The following is a 17233-nucleotide window of genomic DNA, read 5'->3' on the forward strand; positions in this document are numbered from 1 at the left end:
TACGAAAAGACTGCATGTAGCTACGCGGCCAATTGGCATCTCACCGCGACCATCATCGCCTCAAGGTGAATGTCCACGGGCCATAGACTGCCGGCAGAAGAAGGAGGCCCGATGAGCTACCGCGTCACCACCTATGAGGCCTTGCAGGCCAACCTGTCAGCAACTGGCAATACGCTGATGCTCTGCCGCGCCAACATTGGTCGCATTCCCATGTCGGACGAAGACAAGGCTGACACGCTGTGGCGGATCGAGCGCCAGATGACCGAACTGGAGGCCATGCGCATGGAACTGACGCGTCCCGCGCCACACAGGCGCTGCGCACCGACAATGAGGAAGCCCCACCTCAGGTCTGTGGAGTGATCCTGGCCCGCACTCTGCGATACACCCGCAATTTTTTCCTACGAAAGCGCCCGCTGCAACGCGGCGATCAGGCGGTTCTCGGAGACCGGCTTCTGGACATTTTCCGCCCCAGCCAGGACGTCACTGCCGTCGAAGGTGAAGATGTCATAGGCTGACGAGAGCACGAAGGGAATTTCAAGGCTCCGCAGCCGCCGGGCCACCGGGATGACAGGACGGCCGCGCAGGTTGCCATCGAGCACCGCGACATCGGGGCGAAGCTCGTCCAGCAGGCGCAGCGCGCCTTCCACGGACCCGGCTGGTCCCAAGACGGTATAACCATTGTCCTCGAGCATCATCTGGACATCCAGGGCGATCATCATCTCGTCTTCAACGACAAGCACCGAAACGCGGTTGCCCGGAGGACGTGGAGCGGGCTTATCAGACATCGGACGACCGAGAGCTGCTACTGGGGAAACGTCAGATCAGCCACCAAACCGTCCCGCTGGTAGCTCAGTTCCGCCTGGCCCTTGAGGTCAACCTCGGTGGCAAACCTGATCAGGCGCGTCCCAAAGCCGACCGTCCCAGGCGGTGAGGCTTCGGGTCCGTTGCTTTCTCGCCAGGAGAGACGCACTTCAGGCTGACCGTTCCTGTCTTCGGCAAGGCTCCAGGCGATGTCGAGCCGGCCGGCGGGAACGGACAGTGCGCCGTGCTTGAGCGCATTGGTGGCCAGTTCATGCAGGATCATGCCCAGGGACATGGCCTGCCGGGGCAGCAAGGCGATGGCCCCCTGCCCTTTGAACGTGATGGCGCTTGCTTTCTCGAGATAAGGCTCCATCACCGCGCGGACCAGCTGACACAGGTCGGCTTCGGTCTCTCGGGTCGAAACGGCCAGTGACCGGGCCAGAGCATCAAAGCGGCCGAGGAAATCGTCGCGATAGGTCTCTGCGCTGCGCCCCTCCACCTCGGTCCGACAGGCGATCGCCCGGGTCACCGCCAGCAGGTTCTTGATCCGGTGGCCCAGCTCCCCGATGAGGATGTCCTTGTCATCATCGGCCTGCCGTCTCTCGGTGGCATCCACAATCGTCAGGAGCAGGATGCGTTGGCCGCTGTCAGGGTGACTGAGCCTTTGGGCGCTGACCAGCATGGTGCGCCGGCCGATATGGGGAAACTCTGCCTGTACCTCATAGTCGATGACCGAGGTACTTCTCGGGATCACCTGGTCCAGCAGAAGGCGCAGCTCCGGGATGTCCCATTGACCGTTGCCGAGATCGGCCAGGGCAGTCCCGATCGTCTCGTCGCGGCTTGTGGAGAACGTTTGATAGAAGGCCGGGTTGGCGTTCAGGACCCTGAACTCGTCATCCAGCACCACCAGGGGGTCGCGCAGCGTGTTGACGATGCTGACAGCCTGCACATGCGAGTCGCGCAACAGCCGGTAAAGTTCATCGAGATCCAAGAACGGTCCCCGCAGTGTGTTCCTGACGGTAACGCATAATCCAGGCAAAACAATTTTGATAGATCATTGCGTCCTTCGCCACTAACGCGCGCGGCAACTTGGCCTTGTATTCCGCCTCCGACTTGGGCTTCAACTGCATGTCACGTCACTACCGGGGTAAACCATGTCGTTTCTGGACGATAACCTGGAGCAGCACTTCGCGGCCATCGTCGAAGGCTCCAACGATGCGATCGTGGCCAAGGATCTGGGCAGCATCATCCTGAGCTGGAACCCCGCCGCGGAGCGCATCTTCGGCTACCGGGCCGACGAGATGCTGGGCCGGTCCATCACCTTGCTGATCCCGGAGGATCGGCAGCATGAGGAGGTCGACTTCATCCACCGGCTACGCCGGGGCGAGCGTATCCAGCACTTCGAAACAATACGACGCAAGAAGAACGGGCAATTGTTCCCGATCTCGGTCAGCATCTCGCCAATCCGGGACAGGAACGGCCAGGTCGTCGGCGCCTCCAAGATCGCCCGAGACATCACAGCCCAACACCGCGCAGCCGAGCAGCAGCGCCTGCTCCTGTCGGAGATGAAGCACCGGGTCGGAAATAGCTTTGCGATTGCCAGCGGCCTGTTGAACCTGTGTGCCCGGCAGGCCACCACGATGGACGACCTGGTTGTCCAGACGCGCGGTCGCTTCCTGGCCCTGGCTGCCGCCCATTCCCTCACAGGGCCTGCTGCTCCCATCAAGGATGCCGCTGTCTCCGAGGGACGGTCCTTGCGCGGGCTTCTCGAGGCGATCCTCAAACCCTTTGCCGGATCGCTTTCCATCGATCTTGCCGTCGAGGATGTCCTGGTCGGACAGGCTGCCGTCACACCGCTGGCCTTGGTCTTCTACGAGCTCTGCACGAACTCGGTCAAATACGGGGCGCTGTCTCAGGAGACCGGCAGACTGGCCATCAGCAGCGAGCGCCGGGGAGATCGCCTGCTCATCCACTGGGACGAAACATTCGCGCGGCGGCAGGCAGGACCAGCCGTTCCGGGGCAGGGCTTCGGCACGGTCATGTGTGAACTTGCCCTGCGGGATCAGCTGGACGGATCATTCCAGCGGCAGTTTACAAACAACGACATGCGCGCCAGCCTGGACCTCAGCTACGCACGTCTGTCTGCTGATCTCCAGGACAGTGGCACCTGACGGAACTTGAGCGTTCTACAACGCTGCTGCATAACACCCATCTCTCTATGTTGTTGAGGGGAATAGGTTCTTCTGGTCGGGATGCGGTCCTGCGGGGTGTTTTGCCCTTTGCTTGGCCTCGAAAGCGACGTGTTGTGCCTGTGGTGTGGCAAGTTCGGACCGGCTGAAGAGCCACGGTCCGACGGGAAGGGGATGATCGCCTTTGACCACTCCGGTCTCGGCCGCGATCCTCAATGTCTTCGCCGATACGCCGAGCAGGCGCGCAGCGTCGGTTAGGTTGAGCCACGGTTCGATACCATCGGGAGCCGGGCGGAAGACCGGGATCTTGTGATGCGAGCGGAGGGACGTGACCCGCTCGCGTGTCCAGCGGTTGCCATGGCCTGTCAGCAGGCCGTTTCGGTTGAGGGTGCCGGCAATCAGATCGTCGGAGGCAATGAGCACCAGCTGGCGCACCGCGGCGATGGTCTCGGAAGCGGTGCTGTTGCGCTGACCCCGGCGCCGCTTCGGCAGGCGAAGCTCTGTATGCGCACCGCCGATCCAGTGGACCAGCAGAACGATCTCGGAGGCTGTGTCGTCGAGATCGGCAACCACCTCCTGGATGACGGTGCGGACGATCCGCTTCTTGAGCCGGGCATCCGTTGTCGGTGCAGCCCAGACCGCCCGAAGGTTCGTCCCCATTTCGGTGGTATCGAGTGCCGCCAGGGAAGATGATCCTGGGGCGGCGGCATCGTGCTCCGCAATCCTGGCCTCGACCGTTGCGGCTTGCGTGAGGGCACGGTTCCACCGCGTCTCCAACTCTCCGGCCACCAGCCGGTTCGCAGGATCGGCGGCATCGTATTGCCGGAATGCCCGATCGGCGTGGTAGCGGGCAGCCTCGAGATCGCGCGCCAGAGCTTCGCGAACCTGATCCCGGCGGCTGGCAGCCTGCGTCTCGGCCTCCGTGGCGGCAGCGATTGCTCCGGGTTCGACCACCCGCAGCAATGCCTCCTCGATGGCATCGTCGACCCGCAAGCCGCCGAAGGCAATACAACGCGGCTCGCCGTTGTCGAGCAGACCCCGCCAGCAGGAGTAGCGCGGGATGGTGTGATTGACGCCAGTGTAGCGGAGCGTCAGCTTGCGGCCGCAGCGCCGGCAACGCAACAGGCCGGCGAGCAGGGCCTCGCCGTGCTTGGGCGCTCCATGATGGCGGCTTGAGGGGACGTTATCGCTGACCATCGTGCGGATCGCTTCTGCCCGTTCCCAACTGACATAGCCTTCATGCGCTCCGGGCTTCAGCGCCAGCCAATCGCTGCGTGGCTTTCGGCGGCTGCCGGTTCGCGGAACGGTCGCATCGTGCTTCGGCACCACGCAAGTCTTACCATAAGCGTAGGCGCCGCCGTAGACCGGATTCTCGATCATCCGATGGATGGTGGCGTAGGTTGGCCTGCGCCAGACCACATCACCATTGGCGCGTCGGGCCGGCAGATCCAGACCATGCTCCAGGAACCAGAGCAGAGCCTGCCGTGCGCTGCCGAGCTCGGCCACCTTGTCAAAGACAAGGACGATGGCCTCTTGCACGCGGCGATCGGGATCCTTCTCCAGTCTGTCGCCGGCCTTCACAAAACCGACCGGGGCCGCGACGACCAACTCACCGCGTCGGGCCTTCTCGTATCGGGCGGCCAGTGAGCGTTGCCGCAGCAGGTCGAGCTCATACTCGTTGAGGCTGCCCTTCAGGCCGAGAAGCAGACGGTCGTTGCTCTGGCGTGGCGCATAAACGGTCTCCTGGTCAACCAGGACAGTATCCACGACCCGGCACATCTCGATCAGCTGCTGCCAGTCACGGATGTTGCGCGCGAAGCGGGACACCTCGCGTGCCGCAACCGCACCGACCTTGCCCAGGCAAACCTCGGCCACCATCCTGTCGAAACCGGCCCGCGTCACACCACCCGCAGCCGAGCGGCCGAGATCGTCGTCAATGGTCTCGATGGAGGACCAGCCGAGCGCCGTCAGCCGGTCGCGCATCGCATATTGCAGGGTGCTGCTCTCACGGTTGTGCAGCACCTGGTGCGCCGAGGATTGCCGCACGTAGAGGATCGCCTTGCGCTCCAGATGATGCGGCCCGATCTTCTCATGCATCATGTCCCGCCTCCTTCCGCTGCCTGTCCGCGCCGTCGGCGTGGTCGAGGATCAGGCGGGTCATCAACGTGGTCAGCGTCAAGCCGCGCCTCGTCGGGCAGGCTCTGCCATTGCGGCGTTGGAAGCGATCCGGCGGCGCAGGGCGGATCGAAGAGGTCGAGTTGCTGCGGTGGCGTTCGGCGCGGCATGAGCATCTCCCGGAATTACCGATAGGGAGTTCGATGCTGCGCCCGAATCTCGCAATTCCGATGGCCTGTCGCGAGCCGCCACCGCGTCGTTCAGCACCGCCGCCAAGCTCGCCAGGGTCGCAATCGACGCAATCGGAGCAGACCTGAGGTGCCAGGATTGGCTGGTGGCCCGATCAAACATCCACGCGGGGATCTCCAGCCAACGATCGGACGCAATGCCGGTCAGGCTACAACGAAACGCCGGCTGGCTGGCCTTCTCAACGACCTTGTGGACATAAACCCGTCGGCCCGCCCACGGATGCCACGGATAAAGAAGCTCACGCTCATCAGTCCTGTGGGCGTTCTGTGATTGAGTTGTAATACCGTCCCCGGCCGCATCGCGCCACAGGGTGATGCGATTGGCGCTGACACCGATGGCGCTGGCACGGCGCATAATGGCTTGAGCCGCGCGATCCAGAAGCGTCCTAGCCGATCTCGCCTGTTCCTTGGACTTGGCAACCAGCCGTTCGGCAACACTTCGATCCAGCGGGGATGGTCGAGGTTCGAGGCGAAGGCATCGCCCTTGGGGCCAGGGGCTGCGGACGGTAGATGGCCAAGGATCCAGCCCTTTGCCGCCGGCATCTTCAGGGTCATAATGCCCTGAGTTTTCGCGTTTGGAATGGCAGGCACCGTGCCGATGGCTTGCATCCTGGGCACCCCGAACCGCCGCAGCGCCACTATGACGCCCCCGGCAATCGCTGTCGCTTGTGCAAGAAAGTCTATCGTCCTACCCCATGTCCCGGATGTCGCGCCATGACCAGGGTCAATTCAGCTAAACGCAACGCAGCAACGGCATTCGGTTTGCCGTTTCTACAAAATTGCCAATTGGCAATTTTTTAGATCGGATTCTTTTCGGTATAGCTGCGCAGGAATGCCAGAAAGGCGCGGTCCGGGTCTTTCGGAGGCTCTTTCGACAGGCTCCATCTGCGCCATTCGCCCTCAATGAAATAGATGTCATAGCCGGGATGACGCAGGCGCGCGGTCTCGTAAGTTGCCGTTTGCAAGGCGGGACCATGATTTTCCAGCCAAGCTGGCCGAAGCCGCACCCCCTGCCCTGCAACGACCCGTTCAGCCCGCCCCTCGGCCTTTGCCCGGCGGCCGACCTTGGAGAATTGCAGCGCCCGGTCGGCCGCCCCGCCGGCATCGCCGTCCTTGCGCCACCACCGCATTTCGACATGCGTCACGGCCCGTCCCGTCTTGATCGGCGATATCTCTACCATGAAATCCGACAGCGCGTTGACCTCCGCAACTGCTGGGTCGATGGCGCGCAGCTTCAGATTGGACCAGGACGACAGCTTGCCTTTCGGCACGCCCATGATACCGCGAAGCGAATCGAGCGTGAACCGTTCCGATGCCTTCCAACGAAGATTGCCCCGCTTCTGCACCATCTCGTAGAGCGTCAGGGCGTATTTGGACGACAAGGCGAACATCACCTCGCGTTGCAGGCGGGCGAAGACCTGGCTGTTGCGGATGATCTTTCGTAGGCGCGCGGGAATTTCATATTCCAGCAGCCCGTCGTTCCGGCTGCTTTCTAGGTTCCCCCCAAGAAGCTGGACACGTTCGATCGCCGGTTCACCTTCCCAGGTCACCGCGACCTTAACGATCGCGGACATCAGCCGTTCAAGGCTTTCGCCGACGCGGTCGTTCGAATTGTGGCTGCCGCGCAAGACGGACTTGGCGATGACATGGGTGACGGGCTTGTCGATGGCCTCCCAGGCGTTTTCCAGAAGCTGATTGTAGATCCGACGGTCGTTCAAGGTTAGCGGTGTCACCTCGACCAGATCGACAAGCTCGCCCGGTTTGACCAGAGTGTCGGCATTGGGCCGGGCTTCAACAGTTCGAATCGATGCGTCTGCCAAGCTTCACCTACGTTTTGAGTCTTACTTATGTATCGCTTCGAACGTAAGCCTTCAAGCAGGATGCCGATAGGAGCGGATGCGTCACCCGAAAAGTAATTCATTCTTGCGCGTTGCCCCATCAGATGATTCGCAATTACTTGCTTTTCCTGTATAAATTTTGCCGTTTGTCCGACCTGACAAGTGCATCCAAGATGTAAGGTTTACGCAGCACCCAGCCTGTAAGGGCAGCCCGCCCGACTCGTAAGGAAAACCATCCCGGAATGTAACCGATACGATCCCAATATGTATGTTTACTCCCGGAAAACCCATTCGGGCCAATGTATTATGAGAAGCGAACCTGAATCAGATGAATCTGAATGAAGGGGATGTTCATTTTATCCACAGAATCCTACAGGCATTACGTCAAAGGCTTACAAAATGGGACCGGACGTCGCCGACATGTCCAAAAATGCCGCGAAGAACCGATCTTCTCTGATCAAGTCCCGAACTATCGGTCTGGAGGAGTCTTGCGCTTAAAAACCGGACTTTACGATTTCGCATTTCTCCGACATAGTCCCTGTGACCCAGCAGCAAAGTTGCAAGAATGAACCACGCCCTTCCCCTCGTCACTCTGGATGAACTTGCCGTCCTCAGCCAGCGTGCATCGACGGTGATCGAACGGTTGCGCGAAAGAGTGTTTTCCCCCGGCACCCAGAAGCAGTTGGACCTACTTTTCAATGTTCGAACGGCGGCCGAGATGGTCGGCCGGTCCGAAAAAGCGATCCGGGATGCCGAAGCCGATGGCCGACTGCCCGAACCAGCCAAGGACGAAGCTACCAATCGTCGGCAAGGATACAGCCTAGCCGAGGTGAACCAGATGCGCGAGGCCTTCGGTACACTTCCGCATCGCGAACCGGACGATCCCCCGCTTATCATGGCGGTGCAGAACTTCAAGGGCGGGGTGGGCAAAACGACCCTGGTGGTGCATCTGGCCCAGTATTTCGCGCTGCGCGGTTATCGCGTTTGCGTCATAGACTGTGATTCGCAGGCGTCCACCACAGCCGTCTTCGGGCTGAACCCGGATGTCGACGTGGACGAGGAGGAGGACACCCTTTACCCCTTCCTGCAACATGGCGGGCCGAAATCGCTGCATTACGCGTTGCGCGCGACCTATTGGCCCGGCATCGCCCTGATCCCAGCGAATCTGGGGCTTTACGATGCGGAATATGAATTCGCGGCCCGTATGGCGCGCGATCCGGCCTTCATCCTCGACCGTCTGCGGGATGGTGTTGCATCCATCGCCGATCAGTTCGACATCATCCTGATGGATCCACCGCCCGCCTTGGGGATGCTGTCGCTGTCGGTGCTGCGAGCGGCCAATGCCTTGCTGATCCCGGCGCCGCCCAACAACATCGACTTCGCCTCGACGGCGCATTTCCTGAAGATGATGGAATCGACGCTTGCAGAACTGGCTCGGCATGGCGGGGCGCGGGAATACAGCTTCGTGAAGATCCTGACATCGAAGATGAACGACCAGAAGTCGGCGCATCAGGCCATCAAGCGCATGATGGACGCCGTGTTTCCTCAGGACATCCTAAACGTGTCGCTTAAGGATTCCGCGGAAATTGACAACGCCACGGCCAATCTGATGACGGTCTATGAATTGACCGGTCCCGCCACCCGGACCGAGACGCACAAACGCTGCCGGGCCTATCTCGACGCGGTCGGCCGAGAGGTCGAGCTTTTGATCAGGAAGACATGGCCAAGCCATCACCGCCAGCTGCGCAAGGAGGGCCTGCTGTGAGCAAGCGGCATGATGCGATCTTCGCCGATGTCCTGAAGGATCTGCCCGCGCCGGCGACGCCCGACCGCGGCGGGGCGAGGTTCCTGAAACGGACGAACGCGCTATCGGAAAGCGGCGAGCGCGAAGAGAAGGTGCTGCGATGGGTCGATCCCGCAAGTTGCGTGATGTGGACCCGTCATAACCGCGCCTATGAGCTGCTGACCGAGGAAAACTGCCGCGACCTGATCGACAGTCTCAAGTCCCAGGGACAGCAGGAATTTCCGGCGATTGTCCGCAGGCTGCCGGCGGGGCAGGGCGCGGAGTACGAGGTCATTTGCGGCGCCCGCAGGCATTTTGCCGTAAGCTGGCTGCGGGCCAACAACTATCCCCAGTTCCGCTATCTGATCGAGGTCCGGGATCTGACCGACGAGGAAGCCTTCCGGCTTGCCGATATCGAGAACCGAGACAGGGCCGATCTCAGCGATTACGAACGGGCCTGCGACTATCTTCAGGCGCTTGGCGCGTATTACGGAGGCAAGCAGAAGACCATGGCCGCCCGCCTCGAGGTTTCCGAGGCATGGCTCTCGCGCTATCTGCATCTTGCGCGTCTTCCCAAGATCATCCTTGCGGCCTGGCCCCGCGTTACCGAAATCCGCGAACTGCACGCCCGGCAGTTGCGTGCGCTGCTTCACGACGGCGAGGACAAGGTCATGGCCGAGGCCGAAAGGATCGCGGCCGAACAGGCGAAGGCGCGCGCAGGCCAGGGGGCATATGTCGCCGTTCCAAAGGTGCTGTCGCGCCTGAAGGCGGCAGTCCACGGGCCTGCATCGCTGACCAGGAACTCGGCACAAAGCGTTACCGTTAAAAAGCGCGGCAACAGGATTCTGATCGAGTTCCCGGACAGCATCGACCCAGCCGAACTTCGTGCGGCACTGGACGGATATCTTTCGGGCAGGACAGGAAACTGAAAATTGCCAATTGGCAATTTCGGGAAAACAGGGTCTGGAATTAGGCGCGCGGCCATTTCCCGAATGAAAAGCAGTGATCGAGGGCGCCGCGCGAACTGATGACCCTAAAAAAGCGGCTTCCCTGATTCTTTAGCGCCTAGGCGACTTCCTAGGAAACATGCGGTTGATGCCCAGACCCTGGCCAGGGTCGGTCATTACCGTCCCCTAGCGCCGGCTTGACAGGTTCGAGCGGCGGTCCTTCCATGGGAAGAACCATCACGGAGAGCCCACCAGTGCGCACCGCATGCCTGATCGAACACGTGAAGAAACACATGCTTTCGCGCCGCGGTCTTTTCACGACGGCGGCGGCGATGGGTGCAGATACAGGCGTGCTGAACGCGCGGCCTGCCTTGGCGCAGGTGACCGGGGGTCGTGGACCTGACCCATGCCTCTGACGGCAACTTTCCGACCTTCGACGGCAAGCGCGGCATTCTCTACGAGGCCAATAAGAACTTCGAACCCGACGGCTATTACTTGTCCAAGCTGACGATCTTCGAACACATCGGCACCCATATCCACGCCCCGCTGCATTTTTCCCAGGCGACACCTGAGTCGATGCCCTGCCCGTCGAAAGGCTAATCGCCCCCCTTTGCATCCTGGACATCTCAGCCAAGGCCGCAGAAGACCCGAACGCCACCGTTGAGCCGGACGACATCGAGACGTGGAGGTCCGCCCAGGGCGAGATCTCGGCAGGAGCCTGCGTGGCCATGAACTCGGGATGGACGGCCAAGATGGGCAATCCGTCCTGGCGCAATCTGCCCGACGGCACCTTGGCATTTCCTAGCTTTTCCAAGGCCGCGACCGACCTGCTGGCCGATACGGGTGAAGCGTCGATCGGCGTGGATGCCCTGGCGCACGATCCCGGAAACTCTGCCGACTTCGCAGTGCATCATTCCCGGCTTCCCTCTGCCCGGGCGACGGTCTTCACCGGCGCGCCGAAGCATCGCGGCGGCACGGGCGGCGTCGCGCGGGTCATGACCCTGCTACAGGACGCCCGCGACGGTCCTCAGGCCGATGATCCAGAATCGTGGACGATCCGACCGCCGCAGATTGTCAGGATCACACCAACGGGGGTTATCGCGGCGTGGGACTGGGCAGCGCGCTTCTGGCGCATGCCGAGGCCATTGCGGCGGCCGCCGGCCATGACACCGTCAGCCTGATCGCCGCCGACACGCATCGGGATGCCCCCCGTCTTTATACGATAAAGGGCTGCCGGGAGGTCACCCGCCTTCCGGTCGTCAAAGGTAACTGGAATGTCGATGCACGCGAATGGATCCTGTTCACGAAGCCCATCGATGCTATCTGATCCGGTTACGCAGCATTGTTTGTTGCCTGGCAATGTTCCGAAACAGTCGCCGCTGATACTTCCTGTATCACCACAGGCAGGGTAGGGCGAAAGCGGTCGTCATACGCGCCAACGGCCCATTGCTGTCGCTCGAGCCTGCCCGACGCCGCACGGCAGCACTCTTCGAAGCAGGCATTCGACACGGCGTGCAGCATTGTGAACGATGAGCAGCAGCGATGCGGCAGATAGTGCCAGCAATCGTCCGTGCGCCCAGCGTGTGCGTATGCAACCCCCGCTGCTTGGGGGCCAGTCTGGCTGTCCGATTGCGCGTCTGCGCGGGCGGGGTCAATCGTACCGTCCGCCTCGACCCTAATGCGGCCGCTGGCGATCGTCTTCCTCACCGCCATTTCGCTCACGCCGCGCATCGAAAGTATATCTGCGGCGCGATACGCCCAGGAAGCGCTTCCCTTTATGGAAGTTGCTTCAACCCCGGTGCGATAGCTGCCAACGATTATCCTTCGACTGGCGGGAAGGCGAACTTGCTAATGACGCCGTTCACGACCCTCAGCACTTTACGCGGGTTGCCATCGCCAAACTGACTGAACGCTTTGGCAAATTCTTTCTGGTCCTTGGCTGGTCCAGTTCCTCCTGAGATTATGTACTCCCAAAGCCCTGAGATCAGATAGGCGCGATGGTTGTAATCATTGTCTTCTCTTTCCAGCATCTGTGGTTCTATGCCGTAGAAATCATGAACTTCGTGCAAAGAAAGATTGTTGGAAAGAGCCTTGTTTGCCAGTCCCGATGACGTGAATCGGAAAAGGATCATTGACATGACAATCTCTTTGTAACCCCAGAAGTATCTGGTGAATACTTCGGGGTCGATCAGAGCAAGCTGGCTCAGCAGCTGATTGACATCCCGCATCGTCAGTTGGCTGGTTTTGGCCACCATTTCCAGATGCGAGCTGAATTTGTCTACCGCATCTCGAACGATGCCCATCTGCGGAGCCGTCTGGGCGAAGTAAGACAAAGCTAATGGTTTGGCGTCATGGTCGCCCACCTCATCTGGCAGCTGAACAGAAAGCGATACGAACCTGCGCAGGTACCGCTCAGCATCAATACCGGAGCCGTACCTAGCGCGTACACTGTGTGCCAAAGCTTCAAGATTAACACCAAGTAGAAAATGAACGTTTGGAACTGAAAAGAAGTGCTTCACAACCTCAAGTAAGGCTAATGCGTAATCCGGTCGACATCGATCGAGTTCATCGACCACGACGACAAGCGGGATCGGATCCGCCCCTTCGCCGTTCTTCACCATCGTTAAGTCGACCAAAGCGGCTCTCAATTGCTCCATCGCCGCCCTTCTGCCATCCTCCCTCGCCCAAAATGCCTCAGCAGCGGTTTCAATTTCCCTGCTGGCGGCTTCGGCTGCAGCGTCGATCAAAGGACCAGCAAGCTCGGTTACTCCTCCTGTCGCTACAGCCAACCCAATTCGTCCAGTCGGCTTGGCAAGCTTTGCGGCGGCAGCTTTAACTCTTTTCCAGATTTTCATTTCGGCTTTTTTGGGGAGCCTGTCACCGATGACTCCCGTCAGCGCGATCAGTGGATCGTCCATGAAGTCATGGGCAAATGCGTCGAAGTATACCGTCGTCGCGCGCCCATCGTTTTCCAGCCTGTGAGCAGCGATCCACCGCTTTAAAAACCAGGTTTTTCCGCTACCCCACCCGCCGTTCAGTGCAATGACCAAGGGGTCTTCTATCCGTTCGACCAAGTTGGACAAAGACTTGCTTGTTCCCAGTCGGTCGAATGGATCGTCGGCTCCAAAGCCCGTTTCGTACAAGATGAGCTCCGAATCTGGGGGATACAGCTTCATACATTACTCCCTTGGCCAGAAATCGAGGAAAGGCGTAGCATGTTGAGATCAATAGAGAAAGAAATGCTGTGCAAGGCAGCGTGTATATTTGCTCAGACTTCAAGTTCATCCAGGGGGATGGTTCCTGATCGCCCAGCAATGCACTCATCAAACCTTGTTAGAACGGCCAAACCGCCGTCAGGTCATGCCAGCAGGCCACTGCCACATCGACGCAAAGCGGGTTTTGTTGGCCTATGCCGGACTGATTGAGCGGCCGCTTGTCTTGTTTCGCGCTGTTCCACGCCCCAGCCGTCAGACAGCCTTCTGCACCCAACGCTGCTGACTTTGGTGGTGGGGCAGTTTTAGTGACTACCGCTGCTTTGGCTGCTGAGGCCAGATTATGGCTGAGCTAGATGCTTGATGAGTGCGGGCAGTTCAGTCTGCACTGTGGTCCACACAACATGCAGGTCGACGTCGAAATACCCATGGGCGATGCGATTACGCATCCCACGGATCCCGCGCCATGGGATCGCAGTCTTTGCATTCGCAAAGTCGGGGTGATCCGATAAGATCCGGCTCGCGGCCTCTCCAACGATCATCAGGCTCATCACCACGGCGCGCTGCGTCCGAAGATCAGTCAGGAAATCGTCTTCGGCCATGCCCTCCGTGAAAGTAAGGGCATCGGCCGCTGCTGTCACCATCTGCAGGATGTAGTCTGCAAGCCGATTGTCTGCTCTCAAACCGGGAGCGCCTGCCGCAGGACTTCCGCACGGATATGCGGAGGCAGGTCCATCGGGGTCTTCACATCAACCCGAACGCCAAGTGCTTCTTCCAGCGCATCTTGCAAGCCCCCAAGATCAAAAAGCGTGGTCTCCGGCAGAGGTTCGACTAGCACATCCAGGTCGCTGTCCGCTCGGTCCCTGCCTGTCAGAACAGAACCGAACACCCGGGGATTGACCGTGCGATGCCGGACCGCAAGTTCACGGATAAGGTTGCGCCCGTATTGCAGGGCTTGGGATGGCGTCTGGCTTTGCATCGCAAGGTTCTCCTCCGACCAATATAGGCAATCTGGCGGCAACAGCCAATCCGTGATTACTCCCTCAAAAGGCATCAGGTCGTCAGGCTCTTTGTTCGTTGCGAGTAGGATGAACGACTGTTTGTCAGGTTGCCGCAATCGCCATGCCGCATCGCCGTGAGGCTACACAAAGCGACTCGGAAATCTCGTGATACCATTGGCCTGGTCGGATCATCCGAAGTCAGGGTGGGGGCAGGAGGACAGGAGGTAACACCATGTCCATCGATCTTCTCCCTGTGCTCCGGCCTGAACGTCCTGCCTGGAACAAGGGACGCATCATCGGCCAGAAACGCCCGCTGCTGCCGAAACATGTCTGGTCGATCCGAGTTCGCCTGGAGATGGCGGACAACCGACGCGATCTTGCATTGTTCAACATGGCCGTCGACAGCAAGCTTCGAGGCTGCGACTTGGTCTGCCTGAAGGTCCGGGACGTTTTCGCAGCCGGAAGGGTGAAGGAGCGCGCCTCCGTTACCCAGAGCAAGACAGGCAAGCCGGTCCGCTTCGAGATCACCGAAACGACACGCCAATCGCTCGAACGCTGGATCGCCGATCCGGAGATGCTCGGGCTGGAGTATCTCTGGCCTAGCCGTCTTCACCACAGTGCGCATCTGTCGACGCGCCAGTATGCGCGCATCCTGCGCGAATGGGTCTCGTCGATAGGTCTTGAGCCGAGCGCCTATGGCACCCATTCGATGCGCCGGACGAAGGTGTCGCAGATATACAAGAAGACGGGCAACCTGCGGGCCGTCCAACTGCTACTGGGACACACGAAGATGGACAGCACTGTTCGATACCTCGGCGTCGACCTTGATGATGCGCTGACGCTGTCGGAAGGGATAGATCTGTAGTCCAGAAGTCGGCCGGCAGATTACCTGCCGGCCGGCCCAAAGCAGCTATTCAGACCCACTAGATGCCGCACGGCGGAATACCCTGAAGCAGCCACCGAGTGCAGCGCGGCATGTCTCGACGCATTGACACTGAGCCTCTAAACTGCCATATCCTCGCCTAAGGGGATGTTAATCCCCAACGGCATAGACGGGCTAAGCATTCGGTGCTGCCCTATATTTTTAGGGGCCGCTGCTTAGGAGATGCGTTGTCGCAGCTCCTGCAGCGGCCTCAATTGCTAGGTCTACCTTTTTATCTGCATAGCCAAAGATGCCGCCGAACCACCGGCGTAAAACGCCCGGCTTTATCATTTTCTCGATTTCGGAAGCTAGTTGGGCAGGACTTAGGTCCGTCCGCCGCAAAATTTCAGACATCTCATGGCACGCCAATTCATCCGTCTGGTCGCCTTCTCTGGGTTCCAGCGTTGAAAGTCGCCCAAGCAGCGCTTGTATCGCTGGCTCTAGCAAGTTCGGCCCGGCAATTTTTCCAGACGCCACCTGCCGAAGGTAGAATGAGTGAGCAAAAGCAATCGTCCGAATTTGAATGTAGAATAAGCGTGCTAACCGCTCTTTGGGCGTCTCTGCCGAAAGCGAAGCACCTGATGGTATCACAGCCACATCGAAGCTCTGTCCTTGCTTGCCGGATCTCGTCAGAAAGAACTCAAGGTCTTCGCTCCGAAACAAGTCGCGCCTCTGCTTCTCTGATCTGAGCTTCGTCTCTCGACCAGATCGAATGAATACGAACGGAGCACCGACCCCGACATACTTGGAGCCAACTGTTTCAATATCAAAAGTACCGAGAGATTTGCTCTTTGTACTGCTAAGTATCCAAGCATCCCGAAGAGCTTGCGCCGCGCTTGAAAAGGACAGTTTAATTTCTCGATCATCCAGCAAATCAAGCCGTAGATCGCTCTGCAACACTTGTGCGGCGAGTTCCGCAGTACTGTATTCCACCCTACCTTCGGATCGGGCTATCTCATGAATGGAGCCCTCATTCAAACGGAACCCAAGCTCAAAGCGACCAGACATCTGCCCATCGAAGTAGAATCGTCTATATACGGGATACGCCAAGATGGAGCGAAGCAATCCCGGAATAGGATTTAGAAAATATTGTGACGGATACTTAATCACATTGTCGCAGTCAGCGTAATAGTTCTCGCCAGCATAACCTGCCGCCGACTTTGTTCTTGTATGAATTTTTCCGAAACCACGCGCAAATTCGGCTCTCGGGTCCGTTTGACCCCATGCGGGACGTTCCAAACGACCTGCGTTCTCGCGGTGCAGTCTGCGAAAATCGGCCAATGGAAATACAACTGCAAAATACATGCCGCCTCATTTATACGTGTCCTAGCTGATACAAGCAGATACATTCCCCGGGGTCCAACAGGAACAGACACTCAACGGCAGTCAAACCACGATGGACATGAATGGCTGCTTTTCTGGTCTTGCTGCGACCGCCAGGCTGCGGTCCCGTCAGGCCGCTCCCCGCCCTTTTGCGCCATCCGATGTTCTTTTGAGGGGATGGCGTTCTCTGGGCAGGCCTGCTCGGACTTCACGCGCGTGACAGCGCCAGAGTTCGGTTCAGAAGTCCATGCCGAGGTCCAGCACGGGCACCGAATGGGTCAGCGCGCCCACAGAGATGTAGTCCACCCCGGTCGCGGCGACCTCGGCGATGCGCGCGAGGCGCATGTTGCCCGAGGCTTCCAGAACCACGCGTCCCCCTGCCATGGCGACGGCCTGGCGCAGCGTTTCCGTGTCCATGTTGTCCAGCAGCACCACATGGGCGCCGCCTTCCTCCAGCACCTCGGCAAGCTGATCCAGGCGGTCCACCTCGATCTCGACCCGCATCATGTGCGAGGCGCGGGCCTTGACCGCCTGCAGGACAGGGCGGATGCCGCCGCCGGCGGCGATGTGGTTGTCCTTGATCAGGATCGCGTCCGACAGCGAGACGCGGTGGTTGAAGCCGCCGCCATGCAGCACCGCCTGCTTTTCCACCAGGCGCAGGCCGGGCGTGGTCTTGCGCGTGCAGGTGACGCGGGTGGCGGTGCCCCGCGTCTCGGCCACGAAGGCGGCGGTCAGGGTGGCGATGCCCGACAGGCGGCCCGCGAAGTTCAGGGCCACCCGCTCGGCCGAGAGGATGGCGGCGGCACAGCCCTCGATCCGCGCCAGCGTGTCGCCGGGGGCGAAGGGGGTGCCGT

At 60.0% G+C, this 17233-nt stretch carries 18 protein-coding genes; 8 read left to right on the forward strand and 10 right to left on the reverse strand.

All coding sequences use genetic code 11. The features are described 5' to 3' along the window. Window positions 1-111 precede the first annotated feature (111 nt). A complete protein-coding gene (locus J0F76_RS17355; protein WP_207471405.1) occupies window positions 112-360 on the forward strand; it encodes a hypothetical protein in 249 nt (82 codons plus the stop codon). A gap of 38 nt (window positions 361-398) precedes the next feature. On the opposite strand, the gene J0F76_RS17360 is transcribed toward J0F76_RS17355, so the two are convergent. Further along, window positions 399-785 carry a response regulator gene (locus tag J0F76_RS17360; protein ID WP_207471406.1) on the reverse strand — a complete coding sequence of 129 codons (387 nt, stop codon included), beginning with the start codon at window positions 783-785 and terminating at the stop codon, window positions 399-401. Window positions 786-802: 17 nt separating this feature from the next. Continuing rightward, window positions 803-1792 (reverse strand): HWE histidine kinase domain-containing protein, encoded by a 990-nt coding sequence (locus J0F76_RS17365; protein ID WP_207471407.1) that lies wholly within the window; start codon window positions 1790-1792, stop codon window positions 803-805. Window positions 1793-1955: 163 nt separating this feature from the next. Between J0F76_RS17365 and J0F76_RS17370 the strand changes: the two genes are divergently transcribed. After that, window positions 1956-2972: a PAS domain S-box protein gene (locus J0F76_RS17370; RefSeq protein WP_207471409.1), complete on the forward strand. Its 1017-nt coding sequence runs from the start codon at window positions 1956-1958 to the stop codon at window positions 2970-2972. 45 nt (window positions 2973-3017) lie between these two features. Here the strand turns inward: J0F76_RS17370 and J0F76_RS17375 are convergent, their stop codons facing one another. The 3 genes from J0F76_RS17375 to J0F76_RS17385 form a co-directional block, all read right to left on the reverse strand. After that, window positions 3018-5090, reverse strand: a complete 2073-nt coding sequence (locus tag J0F76_RS17375; RefSeq protein WP_207471411.1) for a recombinase family protein — start codon at window positions 5088-5090, stop codon at window positions 3018-3020. A 75-nt stretch (window positions 5091-5165) separates the two neighbouring features. Further along, window positions 5166-5708 (reverse strand): hypothetical protein, encoded by a 543-nt coding sequence (locus J0F76_RS17380; protein WP_207471413.1) that lies wholly within the window; start codon window positions 5706-5708, stop codon window positions 5166-5168. Between the two features lie 442 nt (window positions 5709-6150). Further along, window positions 6151-7173, reverse strand: a complete 1023-nt coding sequence (locus tag J0F76_RS17385; RefSeq protein WP_207471415.1) for a replication initiation protein — start codon at window positions 7171-7173, stop codon at window positions 6151-6153. A gap of 583 nt (window positions 7174-7756) precedes the next feature. On the opposite strand from J0F76_RS17385, the gene J0F76_RS17390 reads away from it, so the two are divergent. The 5 genes from J0F76_RS17390 to J0F76_RS21390 all read left to right on the forward strand — a co-directional run bounded on the left by J0F76_RS17390 (window position 7757) and on the right by J0F76_RS21390 (window position 11248). Continuing rightward, a complete protein-coding gene (locus J0F76_RS17390; protein ID WP_207471417.1) occupies window positions 7757-8956 on the forward strand; it encodes an AAA family ATPase in 1200 nt (399 codons plus the stop codon). Next, entirely contained in the window at window positions 8953-9903 is a 951-nt protein-coding gene (locus J0F76_RS17395) for a ParB/RepB/Spo0J family partition protein (RefSeq protein ID WP_207471419.1), read from the forward strand. The genes J0F76_RS17390 and J0F76_RS17395 overlap by 4 nt, the downstream gene beginning before the upstream one ends. 411 nt (window positions 9904-10314) lie before the next feature. Further along, complete coding sequence (locus tag J0F76_RS21200; protein ID WP_341351614.1) at window positions 10315-10521, forward strand: cyclase family protein; 207 nt, start codon at window positions 10315-10317, stop codon at window positions 10519-10521. 23 nt (window positions 10522-10544) lie between these two features. Beyond that, the gene (locus J0F76_RS17400; protein ID WP_341351615.1) at window positions 10545-11102 is read left to right on the forward strand and encodes a cyclase family protein; all 558 of its coding nucleotides are present in this window, start codon (window positions 10545-10547) and stop codon (window positions 11100-11102) included. Next, the gene (locus tag J0F76_RS21390; protein WP_377707473.1) at window positions 11027-11248 is read left to right on the forward strand and encodes a hypothetical protein; all 222 of its coding nucleotides are present in this window, start codon (window positions 11027-11029) and stop codon (window positions 11246-11248) included. The genes J0F76_RS17400 and J0F76_RS21390 overlap by 76 nt, the downstream gene beginning before the upstream one ends. Window positions 11249-11738: 490 nt before the next feature. On the opposite strand, the gene J0F76_RS17405 is transcribed toward J0F76_RS21390, so the two are convergent. The 3 genes from J0F76_RS17405 to J0F76_RS17415 all read right to left on the reverse strand — a co-directional run bounded on the left by J0F76_RS17405 (window position 11739) and on the right by J0F76_RS17415 (window position 14112). Further along, window positions 11739-13097 carry a KAP family P-loop NTPase fold protein gene (locus tag J0F76_RS17405; protein ID WP_207471421.1) on the reverse strand — a complete coding sequence of 453 codons (1359 nt, stop codon included), beginning with the start codon at window positions 13095-13097 and terminating at the stop codon, window positions 11739-11741. A 377-nt stretch (window positions 13098-13474) separates the two neighbouring features. After that, complete coding sequence (locus J0F76_RS17410; protein ID WP_207471423.1) at window positions 13475-13777, reverse strand: HepT-like ribonuclease domain-containing protein; 303 nt, start codon at window positions 13775-13777, stop codon at window positions 13475-13477. 35 nt (window positions 13778-13812) lie between these two features. Continuing rightward, window positions 13813-14112, reverse strand: coding sequence for a nucleotidyltransferase family protein (locus J0F76_RS17415; RefSeq protein WP_080622741.1), 300 nt, complete (start codon window positions 14110-14112; stop codon window positions 13813-13815). 254 nt (window positions 14113-14366) lie between these two features. On the opposite strand from J0F76_RS17415, the gene J0F76_RS17420 reads away from it, so the two are divergent. Further along, a complete protein-coding gene (locus J0F76_RS17420; protein ID WP_207471425.1) occupies window positions 14367-14999 on the forward strand; it encodes a tyrosine-type recombinase/integrase in 633 nt (210 codons plus the stop codon). Window positions 15000-15218: 219 nt separating this feature from the next. On the opposite strand, the gene J0F76_RS17425 is transcribed toward J0F76_RS17420, so the two are convergent. Together J0F76_RS17425 and nadC are read right to left on the reverse strand one after the other, a co-directional pair. Beyond that, window positions 15219-16361: a hypothetical protein gene (locus J0F76_RS17425; protein ID WP_207471427.1), complete on the reverse strand. Its 1143-nt coding sequence runs from the start codon at window positions 16359-16361 to the stop codon at window positions 15219-15221. 255 nt (window positions 16362-16616) lie between these two features. Beyond that, window positions 16617-17233: carboxylating nicotinate-nucleotide diphosphorylase (nadC, locus tag J0F76_RS17430; RefSeq protein ID WP_207471428.1), on the reverse strand; the 617-nt coding region annotated here is incomplete at its 5' end.

Source organism: Paracoccus fontiphilus, from assembly GCF_017356265.1.
Taxonomy (GTDB): domain Bacteria; phylum Pseudomonadota; class Alphaproteobacteria; order Rhodobacterales; family Rhodobacteraceae; genus Paracoccus; species Paracoccus fontiphilus.